At 37.2% G+C, this 20592-nt stretch carries 18 protein-coding genes and 1 pseudogene; 2 read left to right on the top strand and 17 right to left on the bottom strand.

Annotation, left to right across the window (positions count from 1 at the left end):
• Positions 1–153 precede the first annotated feature (153 nt).
• From MHB42_RS01425 to MHB42_RS01405, 5 genes are all read right to left on the bottom strand, one after another.
• On the bottom strand, positions 154–1533 hold the full coding sequence (locus tag MHB42_RS01425; protein ID WP_340803983.1) for an MFS transporter: 1380 nt from the start codon (positions 1531–1533) through the stop codon (positions 154–156).
• A gap of 119 nt (positions 1534–1652) precedes the next feature.
• The gene (locus MHB42_RS01420; protein ID WP_340803982.1) at positions 1653–2606 is read right to left on the bottom strand and encodes a D-2-hydroxyacid dehydrogenase; all 954 of its coding nucleotides are present in this window, start codon (positions 2604–2606) and stop codon (positions 1653–1655) included.
• 52 nt (positions 2607–2658) lie between these two features.
• Positions 2659–3825 (bottom strand): pyridoxal phosphate-dependent aminotransferase, encoded by a 1167-nt coding sequence (locus tag MHB42_RS01415; RefSeq protein ID WP_340803981.1) that lies wholly within the window; start codon positions 3823–3825, stop codon positions 2659–2661.
• Positions 3822–4502, bottom strand: coding sequence for an RraA family protein (locus MHB42_RS01410; RefSeq protein WP_340803980.1), 681 nt, complete (start codon positions 4500–4502; stop codon positions 3822–3824). The genes MHB42_RS01415 and MHB42_RS01410 overlap by 4 nt, the downstream gene beginning before the upstream one ends.
• 276 nt (positions 4503–4778) lie before the next feature.
• A complete protein-coding gene (locus MHB42_RS01405) occupies positions 4779–6632 on the bottom strand; it encodes an SLC13 family permease (RefSeq protein ID WP_340803979.1) in 1854 nt (617 codons plus the stop codon).
• A gap of 238 nt (positions 6633–6870) precedes the next feature.
• Here MHB42_RS01405 and MHB42_RS01400 point away from each other — a divergent pair, with 238 nt between their 5' ends.
• Positions 6871–8679 (top strand): IS1182 family transposase, encoded by a 1809-nt coding sequence (locus tag MHB42_RS01400; RefSeq protein ID WP_340803978.1) that lies wholly within the window; start codon positions 6871–6873, stop codon positions 8677–8679.
• Here the strand turns inward: MHB42_RS01400 and nadD are convergent.
• The 10 genes and pseudogenes from nadD to MHB42_RS01350 form a co-directional block, all read right to left on the bottom strand.
• Complete coding sequence (gene nadD, locus MHB42_RS01395; RefSeq protein WP_340803976.1) at positions 8648–9265, bottom strand: nicotinate-nucleotide adenylyltransferase; 618 nt, start codon at positions 9263–9265, stop codon at positions 8648–8650. The two genes, MHB42_RS01400 and nadD, sit on opposite strands and share 32 nt — an antisense overlap.
• A 25-nt stretch (positions 9266–9290) precedes the next feature.
• A complete protein-coding gene (locus MHB42_RS01390) occupies positions 9291–10754 on the bottom strand; it encodes a nicotinate phosphoribosyltransferase (protein ID WP_340803975.1) in 1464 nt (487 codons plus the stop codon).
• Positions 10755–10772: 18 nt separating this feature from the next.
• Entirely contained in the window at positions 10773–11327 is a 555-nt protein-coding gene (locus MHB42_RS01385) for a cysteine hydrolase family protein (protein ID WP_340803974.1), read from the bottom strand.
• Between the two features lie 84 nt (positions 11328–11411).
• The gene (locus MHB42_RS01380; protein WP_340803973.1) at positions 11412–12212 is read right to left on the bottom strand and encodes an NUDIX hydrolase; all 801 of its coding nucleotides are present in this window, start codon (positions 12210–12212) and stop codon (positions 11412–11414) included.
• Between the two features lie 165 nt (positions 12213–12377).
• Positions 12378–13925 (bottom strand): annotated as a pseudogene (gene pruA, locus MHB42_RS01375) (L-glutamate gamma-semialdehyde dehydrogenase).
• Positions 13926–14002: 77 nt separating this feature from the next.
• Positions 14003–14890, bottom strand: coding sequence for a 4-hydroxy-tetrahydrodipicolinate synthase (gene dapA / locus MHB42_RS01370; RefSeq protein ID WP_340803972.1), 888 nt, complete (start codon positions 14888–14890; stop codon positions 14003–14005).
• Positions 14891–14906: 16 nt separating this feature from the next.
• Complete coding sequence (locus tag MHB42_RS01365) at positions 14907–15908, bottom strand: hydroxyacid dehydrogenase (RefSeq protein WP_340803970.1); 1002 nt, start codon at positions 15906–15908, stop codon at positions 14907–14909.
• A gap of 118 nt (positions 15909–16026) precedes the next feature.
• The gene (locus MHB42_RS01360) at positions 16027–16749 is read right to left on the bottom strand and encodes an amino acid ABC transporter ATP-binding protein (protein WP_340803969.1); all 723 of its coding nucleotides are present in this window, start codon (positions 16747–16749) and stop codon (positions 16027–16029) included.
• Positions 16746–17402, bottom strand: coding sequence for an amino acid ABC transporter permease (locus MHB42_RS01355; RefSeq protein WP_340803968.1), 657 nt, complete (start codon positions 17400–17402; stop codon positions 16746–16748). The genes MHB42_RS01360 and MHB42_RS01355 overlap by 4 nt, the downstream gene beginning before the upstream one ends.
• 36 nt (positions 17403–17438) lie before the next feature.
• Positions 17439–17912, bottom strand: coding sequence for a transporter substrate-binding domain-containing protein (locus MHB42_RS01350; RefSeq protein WP_340808503.1), 474 nt, complete (start codon positions 17910–17912; stop codon positions 17439–17441).
• Between the two features lie 89 nt (positions 17913–18001).
• On the opposite strand from MHB42_RS01350, the gene MHB42_RS01345 reads away from it, so the two are divergent.
• A protein-coding gene (locus MHB42_RS01345; RefSeq protein WP_152927986.1) for an IS3 family transposase occupies positions 18002–19122 on the top strand; the annotation gives its coding sequence in 2 pieces (ribosomal slippage) (positions 18002–18251 and positions 18251–19122; 1122 coding nt in all).
• Here the strand turns inward: MHB42_RS01345 and MHB42_RS01340 are convergent.
• Entirely contained in the window at positions 19119–19430 is a 312-nt protein-coding gene (locus tag MHB42_RS01340) for a transporter substrate-binding domain-containing protein (protein ID WP_340803967.1), read from the bottom strand. The two genes, MHB42_RS01345 and MHB42_RS01340, sit on opposite strands and share 4 nt — an antisense overlap.
• A 162-nt stretch (positions 19431–19592) precedes the next feature.
• On the bottom strand, positions 19593–20309 hold the full coding sequence (locus MHB42_RS01335; RefSeq protein WP_340803966.1) for a GntR family transcriptional regulator: 717 nt from the start codon (positions 20307–20309) through the stop codon (positions 19593–19595).
• Positions 20310–20592: the final 283 nt, after the last annotated feature.

Here is a 20592-nt window from a genome sequence, read left to right as displayed (position 1 = left end):
GAATCAGTCACTTCCTCACTAAGATGAAAATATTGGAATCAGCATAAAATAGCGATGATTATATTTTTCCATCGACAACCTATACTTCATCCAATATCACCTTACTCCTTTTAAAATCACCATGTATTGTTCCACCCATTTTACTAACAGCTCTTAATCCTCACCAAAAGCCTCTCTACCAATTTCCTCCATTGATTTGAACCTTGTTTCTACGCCTAAAATTGCTACTACTAATGCTACAACTCCTAATATAGAGCCAATCGTAACAAATACCGCTACCTGACCAAATTGTGTTAATACCCACGCAATTCCATACGGCGTAAAAATTGTAACAATTCGTCCAACTGCATTACAAAAGCCTGAGCCTCTTAAACGTACCTCTGTTGGCCAAATTTCTGGAACATATACTGCAGAGGATAAACAAACATATATATAAAGCACTGTAATCAAAATAAAACCGATAATCATAATCAAAATCTCGGAGGATTGTAAGGCGTAAATATAGCCGAGAATGGCAATGGTTACTAGCAATCCAACTGCTAACCATTTACGTGGAAACTTATCAATAATTTTAGTAGCTACAAATACGCCAAAGGGTGCTCCAAACAAAATAATAGTTGTCATTAATAATGATTTACTAACCGTAATTCCTGATTGAACAAACAATGTAGGAATCCAAGTCATAATGCTATAGATAGCTGTATTCATCCCAATTAACACAAAGCTTCCTAAAATCGTTCTTCTTAATAAATTACCTTTAAATAAGCTTGAAAACGGAACTTTTTTAACTTCTTGGCCTACATCAATATCCGCTTCCATTACAGGAGGTAATTTAGTTCCTGTTTCTTTTTCAATATCCTGCTCTACCTTCGATAGAATAGCCTCAGCTTTATCGAGCTCTCCACGTGCTGCAAACCAGCGAGGTGATTCAGGTAAGCCGTGACGAGCAACCCATAAAATTAATGCTGCTACCCCAGCAATCATAAACATTGCTCTCCAGCCTAGCTCTGACCCTAAAGCAGGCATCACCAATAAACCTGTTAAAGTTGCGATAGGCGGTGCAAAGTTTGCTAATAATGATAATTTAGCTGACCATTTCCCTCGCACCCTACTTGGGATAAATTCTGGGAACGTTGCAAATCCTACCACAAGCTCTGCCCCTAACCCGATACCAATAATTCCTCGTAAAATAATTAACGTAACCATATCTGTGGCAAAAGCTGCTGCAATTGAAGCTATTCCAAAGATTAATAAATTAATTTGATAGGCAAATTTTCTTCCCTTATGATCACCAAGAAGCCCTGCTAAAATCGAACCGATAAATAACCCTGCCATTGTTGCTGATGTAAAAGCAGCATTCAAATAGTTATTGGACCACCCATTTTCAATTAATTGAGCTAAAACTGCTCCTCCCATATAATTGTCAAAGCCATCAATTAAAATCCCGATTCCGATTAACCAGAATACACTTTGATGCCATTTCGAAATGGGTAAGCGATCCATTCTTGCACCTATGTCATTTTGTTTTGCCACAGCATATTCCCCTCCTTAAGTAATAATCATTTTTAAATATGAAGGTCTATTGTATTTAGATGATTTGTAATTACAGGCAATGAAATATAATTATATCCATCATTTTAGTTAGATTTTGGTTATATAATGTTTTGCGTTGTTCCAGCCATAAACGCTTTCACATTATCAATTGCCATATCTAGTAGTCGCCCACGAGCTTCCTTTGTTGCCCATGAAATATGCGGGGTTATTAAACAATTTTTTGCTGATAATAATGGATTTAATGCAGATGGTGGCTCAATATCCAAAACGTCTAAGCCTGCTCCTGCAATTACCTCATTATTTAATGCATCCGCAAGGTCTTGATTATTAATTAACTTCCCTCTAGACGTATTAATAATAATGGCTGACCCTTTCATTATCGCTAAATTATCTCGATTAATAATTTCTTCTGTTTCTGGGGTTAATGGACAATGTAAACTAATAACATCTGCTTCTTGTAATAAATCTGTTAAATTATCTGCCCATTGAAAGTATGGTAGGTCTACTTCACGTTGGTGACGGTTATATGCGATAATCGACATCCCTAATGCTGATGCTATTTGGGCTGTTTGATAGCCAATGCGTCCAAAGCCAATAATACCAAATTTTTTACCTGCTAATTCAGTTAAGGGATAATTCCAGAAGCACCAGTCAGGGTTATTTGTCCACTCTCCAGCCCTTACTGCATCACTATGCCTTTGTACACGCTGACAATGCTCTAATAATAAAGCAAAAACCATTTGTGCCACAGAATGAGTTCCATACGCTGGAATATTTGCTACAACGATGTTTCGCTCTTTAGCTGCTTCAATGTCTACAACATCATACCCAGTGGCAAGTATCCCCACATATTTTAATTTTGGTAATTGTGCAAAGGTTTCTTTTGTAAGTGGCGTTTTATTCGTTAAAACGAGTTCAGCCTCCGCTGCACGTTCCACAATTAAATTATTGGGTGTGCGATCATATACAGTCACTTCACCGACTTCTGATAATTTGTCCCAGCTCAAATCGCCTGGATTCAACGTATAGCCATCCAAAATAACGATATTCATTGCTTGTCTTAACCTTCCTTTCAAATATGATCATGCTAAAAATAGTCAGTGCTTATGAAAATGCCTTTGTCATTCTTTGCATAGCTTCCTTCAACAGCTCATCTGAATTTGCGCAAGATATTCTAACATTTTTCTTGTATTCTGGACCAAACGCCTCTCCAGGCGTTACAGCTACACCTACTTCCTCTAATAAATATTCCGCTAGCTGATAAGAATCAAAGCCTTTAAAGTCAATCTCAGGAAATACATAGAAAGCTCCTTCTGGCTTCTCACACTTTACACCAGAGATTTTATTTAAGCTCTCCACCACAAAATCTAATCTTTCCTCATAGCGATTTTTCATTTTTATTACTTCTTCTTCACTATTTTTTAATGCTGCAATACCTGCAATTTGTACAAAAGATGTTGTACAAGTCATCATATGTTGCTGTGCCTTTAGCGCTGCACTACATAATTCCTCTGGTAATGCTAAGTACCCTAAACGCCAACCTGTCATTGCATAGCCCTTTGAAAAGCTTTGAACAGTAATCGTTCTTGTTAATAGCTCAGGGTCGCTCGCTACACTTATAAATTGGTGGCCATCATATGTTAAACGATCATATACTTCATCAGAAATAACGATTAAATTATGCTCCTTAGCAACTTTACGAAGCTCAGCAATTTCTTCCTGCTTTAATACTCTTCCTGTCGGGTTATTTGGTGTATTAATAATGATTGCCTTTGTTTTTGCCGTACAAGCTTCAGCAATTAAGTGACCTTTTAAGGTAAAATTGTCTTTTTGATCTAGGCTAACATAAATCGTTTTGCCACCAACCATTGTAATGAGTGGCTCATAGCTTACCCAAGCTGGATTAACAATAATAACCTCATCATCTGGATTAACTACGGACATAAGTGCGATATAGAGTGCTAACTTTCCACCTGGTGTTACGATAATTTGTGAGGCATGATAATTACAGTTATCGACATTACGCAATTTAGCAGCAATTGCTTCACGTAACTCAGGGATTCCTGGACTATTTACATAATGTGTTTTTCCTTCCTTCATCGCTTCCTCAGCAATATTAATAATATTGTGCGGCGTATCAAAATCTGGCTCTCCTCCACCTAGGTTAATAACGTCCTTCCCTTGTTCAATTAATGACCTTGCTTTATCATTTATTGCGACAGTTTTTGATTCCGATAAATGATTAAACACCTCAGCATTTAATAGCGTCATACACGCGTACCTCCTAACACACCTTTTTTCATTAAAGCTTCATCAATCCAGTCGTAATTAAGGGTGCCTGCTTCAATTTGTTCTAGTTGATTTTTTTCCATCGCTTCGATTCGTAGAGCTTCCTGTAATACTTCGTTATTTGCTTGTGCACAAGGAATCACGGTAATTCCATTATCATCACCAATAATTAAGTCTCCCGGATTGACGATAGCTCCTGCACAAATAATAGGGACATTAATTTGACCTGGCCCTTCACGAAATGGTCCGGCTGGTGTTGCCCCCTTTGCATATACGGGAAAGCCTAATTCCTTAATCTCCTCTGGATCACGAATTGCACCATCAACAACAAATCCAGCAAGTCCTCTTTTTTGCCCAATGGAACTCATAATTTCTCCTAGCAATGCACGGCTTTCAAAGCCACCCCCATCAATGACGATAATATCTCCTGGCTCTGCCATATGTATTGCCTTATGAATCATTAAATTATCGCCAGCTGATGTTTTTACTGTAAAAGCTGTCCCCTTTAAACGAATACCCGGCTTATTGAAATGTTTAATAGAACTCATACAATTAAAACGACCTAAAGCATCTCCAATAATGGTTGTGCTAATTTTGCCAAATGCATCAACAAATTCTTTAGAAACCTTTTTCTCTATTGATTCCATACGATAAATCATTTTGAAAACCCCTTTAATTTCTGGTTATTCAGAAATTTCTTATTTTTCATTATCATAATGGCTCATTTATTAATTGTAAAATTGAATATATTGAGTTTTAAAATCGAAAATATAGATTTTCAAACCTAAATTATTCTAATATGCAGAGATTATAAAACCAATTACAGCTTGGTATAATTAGCGAGTTCACACAGAAAATCATTGCTATCTGCTTAATCGAAACAAAAAATACTAACACTAGTAGCGCATAATTTGCACTGCTTCGTGTTAGTATTTTTAAAATGGGAAGAAGAAAGGAATAGCTACCATCATCACAATAAACATCACGATTTGTAGTGGAATACCTATTCTAACAAAATCCATAAATTTATAGCCACCCGCTGTCATGACTAATGCATTTGTAGGAGAAGCAATTGGGGTAGCGAATGCCATACTTGCCGCTACTGCTACGCCAATCATAAAAGTTGTAGGGCTAACCTCCATTGCAATAGCAGCGCTCATTGCAATAGGGGCAAATAATACAGCAGTTGCCGTATTACTAATAAACTGACCAAAAACAGCCGTTAATAGATAAACTCCAATTAATACGCCATAAGGGCCATAATCACCAAGTGCATGAATGATACCATCAGACAAAATGGTCATGCCTCCTGTTTTTTCTAACGCTGTTGCCATTGGTAGCATGGCTGCAACTAATACAATACTTTCAAAATTCATATTGCTATAGGCATCTTCCATATTGCGCAAGCATCCTGTTAAAATCATAAGCACAGCGCCAATCATCACTGAAATAACGGCTGGGAAAATTTCAAATGCCATTAATATAATCATCAATAGCATAATAATCCCTGCAATACCCGCTTTTCCTGTAGCAGCTGCGACGCTGGCATGCTCCCTCGGCTGACCAACAACAACAACATCCTGTGTTTCTCTTGCCAGTAACAAAATTTCATCCCATGCACCTTGTACTAATATCGCATCTCCAAATTTCAGCTTATGTGAAACCATATCCTGAAGCTTATAGCCACCTCTGCGATTAATACCAATAATATTTAAGTTATATTTCTCACGGAAACCAAGAGAACTAACTGTTTCATTAATAAAGCTTGAATTTGGTGTGAGCAATACCTCTGCAATGCCAAGATGTTTGGATACTAATTCATCTGCCTCACCTTTTACTAATCCTTGCACCTCAAGATGATAGTCCTCAGCAAAACGGCGAATATCCTCTTCCTCACCTTGGACATATAGCTCATCCTTAGCATGAATCACGCTGGTAGGACCCGCCATTTCCTGATAGGTCATTGGCAGTAAATTGATGCCCTCCTGTGATTTCCGATGAATTTTCATCATACAAAGTGTATACTTCGCTGGCAGCTTTAATTCTGCCAATGATGTTTCAATAATCGGTGAATCATCTGGTACAAAAACTTTAAAAAGACGGTTGTTTAAATCATATTGTTTAATAATTTTTTTAGGTGAAAGCTTATAGCCTTCATTTGTCTGTGTACGATTTTGATCTTTTGGTAATAAAATATTGCGCACAAGCACTAAGTAGCTAATCCCTGCTATCATTCCAACAATGCCAATAGGTGTTATTTCAAAAAAACCTAGCTTACTATAGCCTCGATCAATTAGTAGCTGATTTACAATTAAATTGGTTGGTGATGCAATTAATGTCATAAGCCCTGATAAGCTTGCCACATAAGATAATGGTAATAAAAATTTAGAAGGGCTCACCTTCATACTAATAGCGATACTAACGACAATTGGCATCATTAATGCTACAGTACCTGTATTACTCATAAATGCCCCAACTGTTCCTACAATAATCAGCAGCAATACAAATAATTTTAGCTCACTATTGCCTGACCATTTAAGCAGTAATTGCCCTGCCATCCCTGCAAGACCTGTACGTAAAATACCAGCACCCACGACAAATAGCCCTGCAATCATTAGCACAACAGAGTTGGAAAAGCCAGCTAATGCTTCAGCAGGCGTTAAAATATCTGTAATGACAAATGCCAAAAGTGAGATAAGAGCTACAAGGTCTGCTCGTATTTTATTGGTAATAAATGCAAAGATTGTTGCTCCTAAAATAAGAAATGTTAATGTAAGCTGCACATTCATGAATTCCTTTCTAACATTCAAAACATTTTATTGTCCATATTATTTTATTATAGCTTACAAAAGGTGAGATATGATAAAATTCACCATCTGTTCAAAATAAAGGGGCTGTCCAAAAAGTCAGTGAAAACTGACCTTTTGCGACACCCCTTTTAATTTTTCTAAAAAAGGCAACAAAAAAATCGCCACTTCTAGTAAAATGAAAGTACCACACAATCACTAGTAGAAAGGACGATTTTTTATGAGCAATCAAAAGATTACTAATGAAGAGTATACCACACAAACCACACTTCTTCTAGAGGTACAAGAAAAACCTGTATCCAAAAGACAACTTGCCCCTACGTTCAAACCGTATAACAATCATCAAAGTTTTTTTATTTATGATCTCCAAGAACTGATTCCTGAGAATCACGTCGCACGTGTTGTTGATGAAATGATCGAAGACATTCCAGATGAGCTACTTTTTCAACACTATTTAGGTGGTGGGCGCAGTTCCTATCATCCGAAAATGATGCTGAAAGTGATTTTGTACGCCTATTCCCAAAAGGTGTATTCCTGCCGTGGGATTGAAAAATTGATTCGGGAAAGCATTCCCGCGATGTGGTTAGCAGGCATGCAAAACCCCGACTTCCGTACGATCAACTTTTTTCGTGGCTATCGTATGAAAACCCTAATGGATGAGTTATTTGAAAACATGATCCACCAATTAATTGAGAAAGGATATATTACCTTTGAGGACTACTTCTTGGATGGGACAAAGCTTGAAGCGAATGCCAATAAGTATTCTTTCATTTGGAAAAAATCTACGGTCCGTTTTGAAGAAAAACTGAAAGAGAAAATCAAGGAAAACCTTCAGCACATTCACGAACTTGCCCAGACAGAAGAAATGGAACTGGAGGAGATTCCGGAGGAAGATGTAACGTCAGGACAATTGACAACCCTTTCCCATCAATTAGAAACACAAGTAAATACCTTAACAGCTGAAATCGAAGCGACCAAAGAGGTGTCTGTTCGAAAAGAACTCCGTTCACGTCGAAGTGCGTTAAAGAAACCGATCAAACTAATTCAAGAAAATTTCATCCCACGCATTCAAAAATATCAAGCGTATCATGAGACATTTGGCGATCGCAATAGTTTTTCAAAAACGGATACGGATGCCACGTTTATGCGCATGAAAGAAGATCACATGAAAAACGGTCAATTGAAACCCGGCTACAATGTTCAAATGGCAACGGAGAATCAATTTATTTTATATTATTCCATCCATCAACGCCCAACAGATACGCGCTGTTTTATTCCTCATTTGGAAAAACTAGCAGCGTCTACTTTGCCAATGCCAAAAACCGTCATCGCCGATGCAGGATATGGCAGCGAAGAAAATTACTTATATGCAATAGGGGAAGAAAAAGAGCCACGTTTTGATTATTTAATTCCATATAATACATATTTAAAAGAAAACACGCGCAAGTATAAAAATAATATCAAGAATGCGAAAAATTGGGACTATCAGGAAAAGGACGATTGGTTTATTTGCCCGAATGGACGCAAGGTGCTATTTAAAAAATATCAAAACAAAAAGAATGCCTCGGGATTTCAGCAAAGCTATAAAATCTACGAATGTGAAGATTGTTCAGATTGCCCATTAAAGGCACAATGTACAACAGCAAAAGGTAATCGTCAGGTTCATTGGAATACCGTATTTGAAGAAATGAAGGCAAAGGCAAAAGCAGCCCTTGAATGTGAAGAAAAAGCCGCCATCTATGCTCGACGTAAAATCGAGGTAGAAAGTGTGTTCGGTCACATCAAGGGCAATCGGTCGTTCCGTCGATTCCTATTACGGGGCCTTGATAAGGTCCACGTGGAATTTGGGATTGTGGCATTAGCCCACAATCTCCTGAAAGTAGCTGCCATCCGTCAGCTACTTTCAGGGAACAAGCGAATAGACAAAAAATCTGGAGGGGAAAAACGTGATGTTTTTCTCCTCCAGATTTATTTTAAGGACTTATGGGACAGCCCCTTTATGACTTCTGATAAAGCTGATGCTCTTTAATATAGTCATAGCATGCATCTGGCAGGAGGTATCTTGGTTCTCCGCCCATGGCAAATTCCTCTCGAATGTAGGTGGAGCTAATTTCCATAGCTAAGCCCTTATCAATAAGGTGAAATCGCCCATCATCATTGTTTCTTAAAATAGGAGAACGACTAATGGTTGATAGCATATCAATACCATGCCTTGCCATCACAATAAATTTATTTTCCGCTACAAGTGCATCACCTTTTTTCCATAACCCTGCACCGATATCCGCCAATAAATCTGCACCCATAATAAAATGTACCTCATCATTTGGATGCTTTACTCGAAAATATTTCATTGTATCGTATGTGTAGATATTCCAGCCCTCTTGTTCCATTTCATAGGAATCCGCAATAAAACGTTCGTCCTTGGCTATTGCTAGCTGTAGCATATTCCAACGATGCATATCCTTTGTTTGAATGGTTTTATCCTTACGTTTACTTGAACAAGGTAAAAAAATAACCTGATCTAGCTTACAGCGATGTGCAACTGTGCTAGCTGTCCAAAGGTGAACATTAGTAATTGGATCAAAGGATGAACCATAGATGCCTATTCTCGCCATTGTCATTTCCTCCTGCCGTTGTCTTTTACATTTTCATTCTTCTTGAAACCTTTTCCTTTACTGCTTGAATACTTGCCATTTTATTGTCCCAGCAAGCCTGACTTAAATCGACAGGATATTCTTCTGGATTGAGTGTTCGCTTATACTCACACCATAGCAATTGCAAGCTTTCCTTTGCATATGCCTGTATTTCTTGCAGTGTCGGTTCCTTATAAACAATCTTGCCGTTTTCTATAATACTGTCATGCAATTCAATCGCCGTAAAATTGGTGACAAATTTACTAATATACGTATGAATAGGGTGGAACATTTTTAACCGTTCTACTTGCTGAATATTTTCCTCATCCAATGCAATATAGTCCCCCTCAGCATGACCATTCTCATTATTAATAATACGGTAAACACGCTTACGCCCAGGAGTTGTCACCTTTTCAGGATTAGCTGAAATTTTAATCGTATCAACCAGTTCGCCGTCCCCATTTTCAATGGAAACTAATTTATAGACGCCACCAAGAGCAGCTTGATCGTATGCTGTAATAAGCTTTGTGCCAATTCCCCAAGCATTAATTTGAGCTCCCTGCGATTTTAAATGCATAATTGTATATTCATCTAAATCATTTGAAGCCATAATTTTTGCTTGTGTAAAGCCTGCATCATCTAGCATTTTTCTTGCCATTTTCGAAAGATATGCCAAATCACCGCTATCTAAACGAATACCGATAAAATTAATTGTATTACCTAGCTCCTTCGCCACGCGTATAGCATTTGGCACACCTGAACGTAATGTATCATAGGTATCCACCAAAAACACACAGTCCTTATGTGCTGCTGCATATTTTTTAAATGCCATATATTCATCTTGATAAGCCTGTATCATCGCATGTGCATGAGTGCCTGATACGGGAATACCAAATAGTTTTCCAGCCCGTACATTACTTGTAGCAGAAAAGCCACCAATATAAGCTGCACGTGTTCCCCAAAGCGCTGCATCAAACTCATGGGCACGTCGAGTACCAAACTCCATAACAATATCCTCACCCACTACTTGTTTAATACGTGAAGCCTTTGTAGCAATTAATGTTTGGTAATTCACAATATTTAATAATGGCGTTTCAATTAGTTGTGCCTGTGCTAACGGTGCCTCAATTCGTAAAATCGGCTCATTTGCAAAGACAAGCTCCCCTTCCTTCATGCCTACAATTGTGCCTGTAAACTTCATCTCCTGTAAATACTGTAGAAATTCCTCTGGATAGCCCCCTTGTTCACGCAAATATTGAATATCACTAGCAGAGAAGCCAAAGTTTTTCATAAACTCTACTACTTTTTTTAAACCTGCAAAGATGGCATATCCATTGCCAAATGGCAGCTTTCTAAAATATAGCTCAAAAATAGCCTTACGTTGATGAATACCATCCTGCCAATAGGCTTGAGCCATATTTATTTGATATAAATCAGTGTGTAGCATAAAGCTATCATCTGTATATGTCATGTCCTTCCCTCCATTTATCTATTCAATAATTGTCGCACCTAGTGTATGTTCAAAATGACCTAATGCCCATTCATGTCCTGCTTGGTTAAAAGATGCAACCGCATTTTTATGAATAACAATTGTAAATCCTTTATTATAAGCATCTACCGCTGTATGAAGGACACAAATATCTGTACAAACGCCAATTAAATGCAGCTCTGTAATGCCTCGCTCACGCAATTTTAATTCTAAGTCTGTTCCTGCAAAAGCAGAATACCGCGTTTTATCGAGGTAGTAGACATGCTCCTGCTCTTGATTTGCCTCATACAGTGCTTGTAAGCCACCATATAGCTCTCTACCTTTTGTATTCCGAATATTATGCGGTGGAAATAGCTTTGTTTCTGGATGATATTGATCGCCTTTTTCATGGACATCTATTGCGAATACTGTAAACTCACCATTCGTAATAAATTCCTTTGTTAATGCTATATTTGCTTGCTCTAGTAGCTGCCCAGGCTCTCCGCATGTTAAAGCTCCGTCTGCTGCAACAAAATCCACTGTATAATCAATATTAATCAATGCACGCTTTGTCATTATTTCATCACTCCATTTTATTAATTAGTAATATATAAATTACAAATTACAAAGTTTAAAATAATCAGGAAAGACGGCTCTTTCCTAATGATAAATTGATTCCACAATCTCACGGTCATTAAATGTATACAATTGTGACGGTCTAAATGAATTTCGCTTTGTTTTCTTTGGCTTCCCTTCCCTATCCAATACCTTATCAATAAAAGGTAATTTAGGAGCCTTTGCAAAAAATACAGAGTCATTGGCAATTCGTGGGTCTTCATCCACTGTTAACAGCACACGCTGTAATTCAGATAACGTAAACTCTTGTGGTAAAAAGTTTTTCGCAACAGTTGTTTGAATCATATCCCTTTTAATAAATGCCAATGCATCGGCAATAATTTGGCGGTGATCAAAAGCAAGCTGGAGCGTAAATACCTCCTCAATATCGAATAGCTCCACCTCAGCAGCATCATCATTCGCCTGTCGTTGTTCAATAAACATTTCTGGCACAATTGCATAAAAGGCATTCGATATCATCCATCCACGAGGGTCACGATCAACCTTATCGTAAACGCCAAAATGTTGTAAATGCAACCCCTCTACGTTTGTTTCTTCTTTTAGCTCTCTTTTCGCAGCAATATAGGCTGTTTCTTTGTGATTAGCGTCTACAAAGCCTCCAGGCAGTGCCCATTTGCCGCCTTCAATATTTGGATTGCCTTCCGCATCCTTTGCTGCACGCTTGATGAGCATAATTTTTAGCGTCATATTTGGCGGCGCTTTTTCCTCTTTTTTCTCTGAAACAATTGTAAAAATTGCAATATCTGCTGTATAGCCATCGGGTGTTTGATATTTAGAAGAATCGTAGTGAGCAAGTATATCTTCTTCACTATGGAATTTTGACATTTTGTAAACTCCTTTATAAAAGCAACTTTAAGTAATTTGTAATTTAATGATTACTATTTAATATAATAATCCTTCATTCTCCTTATTGCAAGCTTTTAATAATTGTATTCAAAATAAACCAACCAATTGCTAATATAAGTGCTGACAATTGGTTGGCTTTTATGATTAAAACATCTCTGAGGATGTTTTTGCTTGCATATGCAGTAGTAAATAGTCTGGACCACCAGCTTTAGAGTCTGTGCCTGACATATTGAACCCACCAAATGGTTAATACCCAACGATAGCCCCTGTACAGCCACGGTTAAAGTAAAGATTTCCAACATGGAAGTCTTCACGAGCCTTTTCGATATGCTCGCGGTTATTCGTAATAACTGCACCTGTTAAGCCATATTCTGTGTTGTTGGCAATTTCAATAGCATGATTAAAATCTTTTGCCTTTGTGAAGCCAACAACTGGGCCAAAAATTTCTTCCTTCATAATTCTTGAGTCTGGAGAAAGGTCAGCAAATACAGTAGGTTGAATAAAGTAACCGATTGAATCGTTTCCTTCTCCACCTGTTAATAGCTTGCCCTCCTGCTTGCCAATCTCGATATAACCCATAATTTTATTATATGCACTTTGATCAATCACGGTTGCCATATAGTTTGCATAGTCAGTTGGATCGCCTTGTGTTAATTCATTTGTTAATGCTACAACACGTTCTAACACTTGGTCATAGACATCTTCTACCACAACTGCACGTGAACAGGCAGAACATTTTTGCCCTGAGAAACCAAATGCAGAAGTGACAATTGAATTCGCTGCTAACTCAAGGTCTGCCTCTTTATCAACAACAATTGTATCTTTTCCGCCCATTTCTGCGATAACACGTTTAATCCAAATTTGTCCGTTATTAACTTTTGAGGCACGTTCGAAAATACGAAGACCAACATCACGTGAACCTGTAAAGCTAATAAATCTTGTATCCTTATGGTCAACAAGGTAATCTCCTACCTCTACACCGTTTCCTGGTACAAAGTTAAGCACACCTTTAGGAAGACCTGCTTCTTCCATGACTTCAACAAATTTAGCAGCAATAATTGGCGTCGTTGAAGCCGGCTTTAATAATACTGTGTTACCTGTCACAATCGCAGCTACAGTTGTGCCAGCCATAATTGCAAATGGAAAGTTCCATGGTGAAATGATAATACCAACACCTAGTGGAATATAATCATAGCGGTTAAATTCATTTGGACGGCTTTGAACAGGTGCGCCATCTTTAATAACAAGCATTTGACGTGCGTAATGCTCTAAAAAATCAATTGCTTCTGCTGTATCTGCATCCGCCTCTCTCCATGGTTTACCCGCTTCCTTTGTTAGCAATGCTGAAAACTCATGCTTACGGCGACGAATAATAGCAGCAGCCTTGAATAAAACGTCCGCACGAAATTCAGGCTTTACCTTTTTCCATGTTTTAAATGCCTCGACAGCTGCTTGCATTGCTTTTTCAGCTAGCTCCTGATCTGCCTTTGATACACGGCCAATTACCTCTTTTTTATTGGCAGGATTATAGGAAACAATTTTGTCCTCTGTAGTAATTCGTTCCCCACCAATGACTAAATCATAATCTTGCCCTAAATATCCTTCAACTGTTTGTAAAGCTTTTGTATATGCTAAATGATTCTCTTCTACACTAAAATCAGTAAAAGGCTCATGCTTATATGCTACTACCATATATACCTCCAATATTTTTATCCCCTCTTAATGGGTAACTCGATTTACTCCACTGATTGAATATGCATTTCATCTACTTATCTTACAGGCACTTCTAGTTCTATTAATTGTTGTTTTAGTTCCTCCTGCAGGCTAACAGAAACATCCACTAACGGCACTGAAACTGAGCCAACTGGTACATTAATCATACTTAATGCTGCTTTTACAGGTCCTGGATTGCCTTCTTTATATAGTGACTTCATTAACGGGAAGAATTTTTGATGTAATGCTACTGCCTCATCATATTTTTTCTCTTGAACTAAGTTATAAATTTGTACCCATACATCTGGAAGAAGATTTGAGCTAGCCGTTATAGCACCTGGTGCTCCTGCGATAAATGAAGATACCGCCCTGAAATCTTCTCCACAAAGAACTGCGATTTTATCCCCAACTGTTTGAAGCAGCTCAAGAACATCACCAATATTATCTGAGCAAACTTTCATTCCTACTACATTTGGTACTTTTTCAACTACTTCTTTTACGACATCGTTTGCTAAATGAATACCTGTTTTGTAAGGGATGTTGTAAAGGATAATTGGCATATCTAAACGTCTATCAAATTCTTGATAGTATTCGATAAAGCCTTGTCTTGTTGGATTTACATAGTATGGTGTCACGACCATCACAGCGTCAGCACCAGCTTGTTTTGCATAATTTCCCAATTCTACATTGTCACCTATTCCTGGAGAAAGTAGGCCTACTACCACTGGCACACGACCAGCTGATGCTTTGATTGCTACATCAATTGCAACTTTTCGCTGCTCCATAGTAATCGCAGCATATTCACCTGTTCCACCTAGTACGAGTAAAGAGTGAATATTATGGTTCAGTTGATCTTCAATTAAATGGGCAAAGTTTTCTTGATTTACTGTCCCATCCTGATGTAAAGGTGTTACTAATGCTGTCATAATTCCATTGTATTTCATAATTAAAACTCTCCTTTTAAATGTTATTTAGTATTTTATAGGCTTTTGCAGAGCCTAATACTTGCGGATTTACTACATTTTTCGAAATTCTTCCATGTAACACAACGCCAACCTCTTGTGTGATCGATTCAGAGCATCTATCCTTCGCTTCTAATGTATCGCCACCGAAATGTGGTGTAAGAATAACATTGTCCAAGGCAAAGAGAGAGTTATCACTAGCTGGGGGCTCTTGCTCTAAAACATCCAATGCTGCACCAGCGATTTGCTTATTCACCAATGCCTGATAGAGCGCCTCTTCATCAATCAATGGGCCTCTCCCCAAATTAATGACATACGCGGAATCTTTCATTAACTCAAATTGCTTTGTAGAAAACGAATGATAGGTACCCTTCGCTAGCGGTGCGTGTAAAGAGATAAAATCACATATTGGAAGATTCATATTTAAGTCATTGATTTTTACAACACCATGTAGCTGCATTTCAGATTCTGTGACGAATGGATCGAAGCCTAAAACAGTCATGTTAAATGCCTTTGCTTTTTTAGCTAAATCCTGTCCAACTCGACCCATTCCTACGATTAAAAGTGTCTTCCCATTCACTTCCATTGGGAAATATGTTTCTCGATAATGCCATTCATTATTCCGAACTTTTGCATCACTAATTTTTAAGTTTCTACTCAAAGCTAGAACAGACATCATTGCATGTTCTGCAACAGATGTATAATTGCTGGATGGTGCATTTAGCACAACTACATCATTTTCTGTAGCACTTTGAACATCTATATGGTCCAGCCCAACACCATGCATCCCAACAACTTCAAGGGAAGGACAGCTTTCCAAAATTTTCTTTGTTATTTTTTCTGTTCTGACGATCACCGCATGCGCCTGATGTTCGTTGATATATTGAATAATGGTTTCCTCTGAACCGTTCGGTGCTAACACTACATTAAAATAATTTGTTAAATACTTAACACCATTCGCTCGAATAGTAGGTTCAATTAATAGGACTGTTTTTGTCATGTAATTTCTCCTCTAATTTCTTTGTTATAATACTTAGTATACTAAGTTAGGATAAAAAAATTTATATCTTTTTTAGGAATGGAAGTCTTCGTTTTTCAACACAAAGACTCCATTGCTTTTATAATACTTTTGATAGAAATGCTCTTGTTCTTTCGTGGGATGGATTTGTAAATATGTCTTTTGGATTTCCATCTTCCACAATATTACCACCATCAATATATATCACACGATCAGCTACCTCACGCGCAAAGCCCATTTCATGCGTGACAATTACCATTGTCATCCCTTCCTGCGCTAGTTGCTTCATAACTCGTAAAACTTCACCAACCATCTCAGGGTCCAAGGCAGATGTCGGCTCGTCAAACAGCATTACATGTGGCTCCATTGCTAACGCTCGTGCAATGGCAACACGTTGTTGTTGTCCACCTGATAAATTCGTTGGATAGGCATCTGCTTTAGCTGCTAATCCCACTTTCTCTAGCAGTTCCATTGCCTGCTTTTCAGCCTCTGCCTTGCTCTTCTTTTTCAGTTTCATCGGTGCTAATGAAATATTTTCTAAAACTGTTTTTTGCGGAAATAGATTAAATTGTTGGAACACCATGCCCATTTTTTGACGGAGCTTATTAATATCAACACTTTTATCTAAAATATTTTCGCCTTCTATAATAATTTCACCACCGCTTGGCTCTTCCAACAAGTTCAAGCATCGTAAAAATGTACTTTTACCTGAACCAGAGGAACCGATAATACAAACAACCTCTTTTGCCGCAATCTCTGTGCTAATATTTTTCAATACCTGTAACTCGCCAAAGGATTTTGCTAGATTATTTACTTTAATCATGAGATAACGAACCTCCGTTCCATCTTAGTTGAGATAAAGGAAACTGTGTAAATCGTGATAAAGTAGAATAATCCTACCATCGTTAATATTTCAAAAGATCTGAAATTCATCGCATAAATGGATTGTCCAACCATTGTTAATTCTGCGATGCCGATAACTGAAAGCATTGATGTATCCTTAATTGCATGCGTTAATTGGTTTACAAAGGATGGAATCATGCGGCGTACAGCTTGCGGCAAAATAATTAAAGCCATTGTTTGTGCATAAGAGAAACCTAATGATCTACCCGCTTCCATTTGACCTTTACCAATCGATTCAATTCCTCCACGGAAAATCTCTGTGTTATAAGCCCCAATATTTAAACTAATGGCAATCAATCCTGCTGTAAAAGCAGAAAGATGAATATCTAAAGCTGTAGGTGCGCCAAAGTAAATAAATAGTATTTGAATAAGTATTGGCGTACCGCGAATAAGATTGACATAGATGGCTGCTGGATATCGTAAAACTGCGTACTTTGACATCCGCATAAAACATGCAATAAGCCCAATTACAAGTGAGAAAACAATTGATAAAACAGATATTAATATTGTCATATATAAGCCTTTTAAAAGATAAGGCAGTGCGTCTACAATAACGTTAAAAGTTGTTTCCATACAAACACCTCACTTTAAATGAATCATTAACGAATTTTATTTACCAAACCATTTTTCATGAATTTTGTCATACTCACCATTTTCCTGAACCTTTTTTAAACCATCATTGATTTTATCTGCTAGCTCTTTATTTCCTTTTTTTACTGCAAATGCATGCTCATCCACTGTCATATGCTCGCCAACAATTCGGAATTTCACATTGTCCCCATCTACAGCTAAGCGATAATCTACTGTTGGCGAATTTAATACAAGTGCATCTGCATTTCCGTTCTCTACATCTAAATACAATGCATCAGTTTCTTTCAATGGCTTCGCTTGTCCACCATATTGTTCTGCTAATTTCTTTGCTTCCTCATATGTCGTAGAACCCTGTGTCGCAACAATTGTTTTACCTTTTAAATCCTCGAATGATTGAATAGAACTATCGTTTGCTACAACAAGCACTAGACCTGATTCTAAGAAGATATCTGTAAAATCAACTACTTCTTTTCGTTCTTCACGTATTAAAATGGAAGAGGCAATATGGATAGGCTACACTTAGTTGGACAGAATTTTTAAGGTCAAGTAGACTACAAATAACACATTTGAGGAGAATCTACATGACTAAAAGAGAACGCCGAACATTTACTGAAGATTTCAAGCAACAGATCGTGCAGCTGTACCAAAATGGAAAACCAAGAAAAGAGATTATTCGTGAATATGATCTTACTCCTTCATCTTTAGACAAGTGGGTGAGTCAGAGTCAAAAATCAGGTTCTTTTAAGGAGAAAGACAATTTAACAGATGAACAAAAAGAATTGATGGAACTCCGAAAAAGAAACAAGCAACTAGAAATGGAAAATGACATTTTAAAGCAAGCCGCGCTGATACTAGGACGAAAGTAAATGTAATCAAGAATAATCAACACAAATACTCGATATCAGCAATGTGCAAAGTCCTGCAAATCCCTAGAAGTACTTATTATTATGAAGCAAAAGAAAGAGTATCGGAGGATCCCGTTACCTCTGATGTAATCGATATTTTTCACGCAAGCCGTCAGAACTATGGAACACGTAAAATCAAAGTAGAATTAAAAAAGCGCGGTCATATTGTTTCCAGGCGAAGAATTGGGCGCATCATGCAGGAGCAGGGTCTCGTTTCTTCATACACAATCGCTCAATTTAAACCACATACAAAATCCTGTAATGAATCAGAACAAACAAATGAACTAAATCGTGCATTCGCACAGGAACAAGAAATGACCACAATCGTTAGCGATTTAACGTACGTAAGAGTCAATCAAAAATGGAACTACGTATGTGTCTTTGTCGATCTCTTTAATCGGGAAATCGTCGGTTTTAGTACAGGGCCAAATAAAGATGCATTACTCGTTTATCGTGCGTTAGCTTCTATCAAAGTCGATCTTAATAAGATACAGCTTTTTCATACGGATCGTGGAAATGAGTTTAAAAATAATTTGATTGATGATGCTTTAAAGACTTTTAATATCCAACGATCCTTAAGTATGAAGGGCTGCCCGTATGATAATGCAGTAGCTGAAGCAACATTCAAAATCATCAAAACAGAGTTTGTGAAGGGCAGACATTTTAGTAGTTTAGAAGAATTAACAAGGGAGTTAAAGGACTATGTTCACTGGTTTAATAGCATAAGAATTCATGGAACCCTTGGATATGAAAGCCCAATTGAGTACAAACATAGACACCTTAAAAAAATTGTCTAGTTTAGTGTTGACATACCAATATCTACCTGATTAGATTGTAAACCTGGAATAAAACCATCAAACTTCATTTCTTTAAACTCAAGTTCTAAATTTTCCTCCTTTGCAACCGCTTGCAATAAATCGTATTCAAAACCGGTTAATTTACCATCCTGTTTAAAAATAAGTGGTGGATAATTATTTAAAGCAGCTACGCTTACTTTTTCTGCACCATCTACGCTCTTATCATTGTTATTACTACACCCCACGAGACTCATGGATAGCAATCCAACTGTCCCTAACAAAAAAAGCAACTTTTTCATTTTAAACATTTTCTCATCCCCTTTGATCATTTTCATTTAATTCTGATAATACCGAATAGTTAGATATTAAAATATAATACTAAGAATGTCAACATCTTATAATACTAAGTATTATATTAAATCCCATGCTTATTTTGCCAATTCACATAGTTTCATTGGCTAATCAGTCTATTAGAACTTAAAATAAGAGTAATATTTCCAGTTATCTGTATTTATATAGAATATATTTAAGTCCATAGGCTCTTTATTTTTTGCATAAGATATTCTTGTTCCTTTTAATACAGCTGCCGTATCGGAAATTTGCAGAGCGCCTGCTATATATGGTGTCGCAATAACAGCCTCGATTTCATCCTCTACCTCAACAATATCTACATTCATTTTCTCTTTCAGCAACTGTTGCACTGAGGAAATCGTTGCATTATCACGATAGATATCCGTGGAAAGTACAGGGCGAATATAGTGCTCCAAGAAAAACATGGGCTGATTGTTTAAATAGCGAATTCTTTTTAAATAGATGAGCTCTGTATTTTCCTCTAGTTTTAATAGCTTAGCAAAATGTGGATTAGTCACCCTTTTCACTTCAATTGTTTTAACAGATATCTTCTCCCAATCATTCGAATAATGATTTCTAAAGCCCGACATGCTCGTCCATGTTTGTTTTGGCTGTTGGTTGCTTACAAAAGAACCTTTCCCTTGCACTCTATGAATAAGCTTATCATTTTCAAGCTGCTTCAAGGCGTTCCTTACAGGTGTGCGGCTGACGTTGAACATTTTCTCCAGTTCAGCCTCAGAAGGTAAAATATCGCCCACTAAATATGTGCCTTCCACGATTTTTTCTTTAATTGTTTCATAAATTTTTTGATAGGCTGGTTTCGTTTGAATAATCATCTACCCCACTTCTTTTTAGAATATAATACCCTATAATTCATTATTTTTACAAACACTTATAATACTAAGTATTCATTTTACTATAACTTTTTCTTAAAATATATGAAGACATTTTCTCTAAATAGCCTTAATTTATTTAGAGTATATAACCCCATTATAATTATTTTTTGATTTCAATCACCAAAAATATATAAAATCCCCCCATTCGTCAACAATGGAGGGAGAAAATTATCAATTTATTCGTCAACAACTATATACTGAATTGAGCAACTTCTCACTTTTT

Source organism: Lysinibacillus sp. FSL K6-0232 (assembly GCF_038008325.1).
Lineage (GTDB): Bacteria > Bacillota > Bacilli > Bacillales_A > Planococcaceae > Lysinibacillus.
This window is presented reverse-complemented; position numbering and strand designations above follow the sequence as displayed.

Excerpts from the sequence above, each read along its gene's own strand:
- MHB42_RS01420 (WP_340803982.1), bottom strand. The coding sequence starts at position 2,606 with ATGAATATCGTTATTTTGGATGGCTATACGTTGAATCCAGGCGATTTG.
- MHB42_RS01415 (WP_340803981.1), bottom strand. The coding sequence starts at position 3,825 with ATGACGCTATTAAATGCTGAGGTGTTTAATCATTTATCGGAATCAAAA.
- MHB42_RS01410 (WP_340803980.1), bottom strand. The coding sequence starts at position 4,502 with ATGATTTATCGTATGGAATCAATAGAGAAAAAGGTTTCTAAAGAATTT.
- MHB42_RS01405 (WP_340803979.1), bottom strand. The coding sequence starts at position 6,632 with ATGAATGTGCAGCTTACATTAACATTTCTTATTTTAGGAGCAACAATC.
- MHB42_RS01400 (WP_340803978.1), top strand. The coding sequence starts at position 6,871 with ATGAGCAATCAAAAGATTACTAATGAAGAGTATACCACACAAACCACA.
- nadD (WP_340803976.1), bottom strand. The coding sequence starts at position 9,265 with ATGGCGAGAATAGGCATCTATGGTTCATCCTTTGATCCAATTACTAAT.
- MHB42_RS01390 (WP_340803975.1), bottom strand. The coding sequence starts at position 10,754 with ATGACATATACAGATGATAGCTTTATGCTACACACTGATTTATATCAA.
- MHB42_RS01385 (WP_340803974.1), bottom strand. The coding sequence starts at position 11,327 with ATGACAAAGCGTGCATTGATTAATATTGATTATACAGTGGATTTTGTT.
- MHB42_RS01380 (WP_340803973.1), bottom strand. The coding sequence starts at position 12,212 with ATGTCAAAATTCCATAGTGAAGAAGATATACTTGCTCACTACGATTCT.
- dapA (WP_340803972.1), bottom strand. The coding sequence starts at position 14,890 with ATGAAATACAATGGAATTATGACAGCATTAGTAACACCTTTACATCAG.
- MHB42_RS01365 (WP_340803970.1), bottom strand. The coding sequence starts at position 15,908 with ATGACAAAAACAGTCCTATTAATTGAACCTACTATTCGAGCGAATGGT.
- MHB42_RS01360 (WP_340803969.1), bottom strand. The coding sequence starts at position 16,749 with ATGATTAAAGTAAATAATCTAGCAAAATCCTTTGGCGAGTTACAGGTA.
- MHB42_RS01355 (WP_340803968.1), bottom strand. The coding sequence starts at position 17,402 with ATGGAAACAACTTTTAACGTTATTGTAGACGCACTGCCTTATCTTTTA.
- MHB42_RS01340 (WP_340803967.1), bottom strand. The coding sequence starts at position 19,430 with ATGTTTAAAATGAAAAAGTTGCTTTTTTTGTTAGGGACAGTTGGATTG.
- MHB42_RS01335 (WP_340803966.1), bottom strand. The coding sequence starts at position 20,309 with ATGATTATTCAAACGAAACCAGCCTATCAAAAAATTTATGAAACAATT.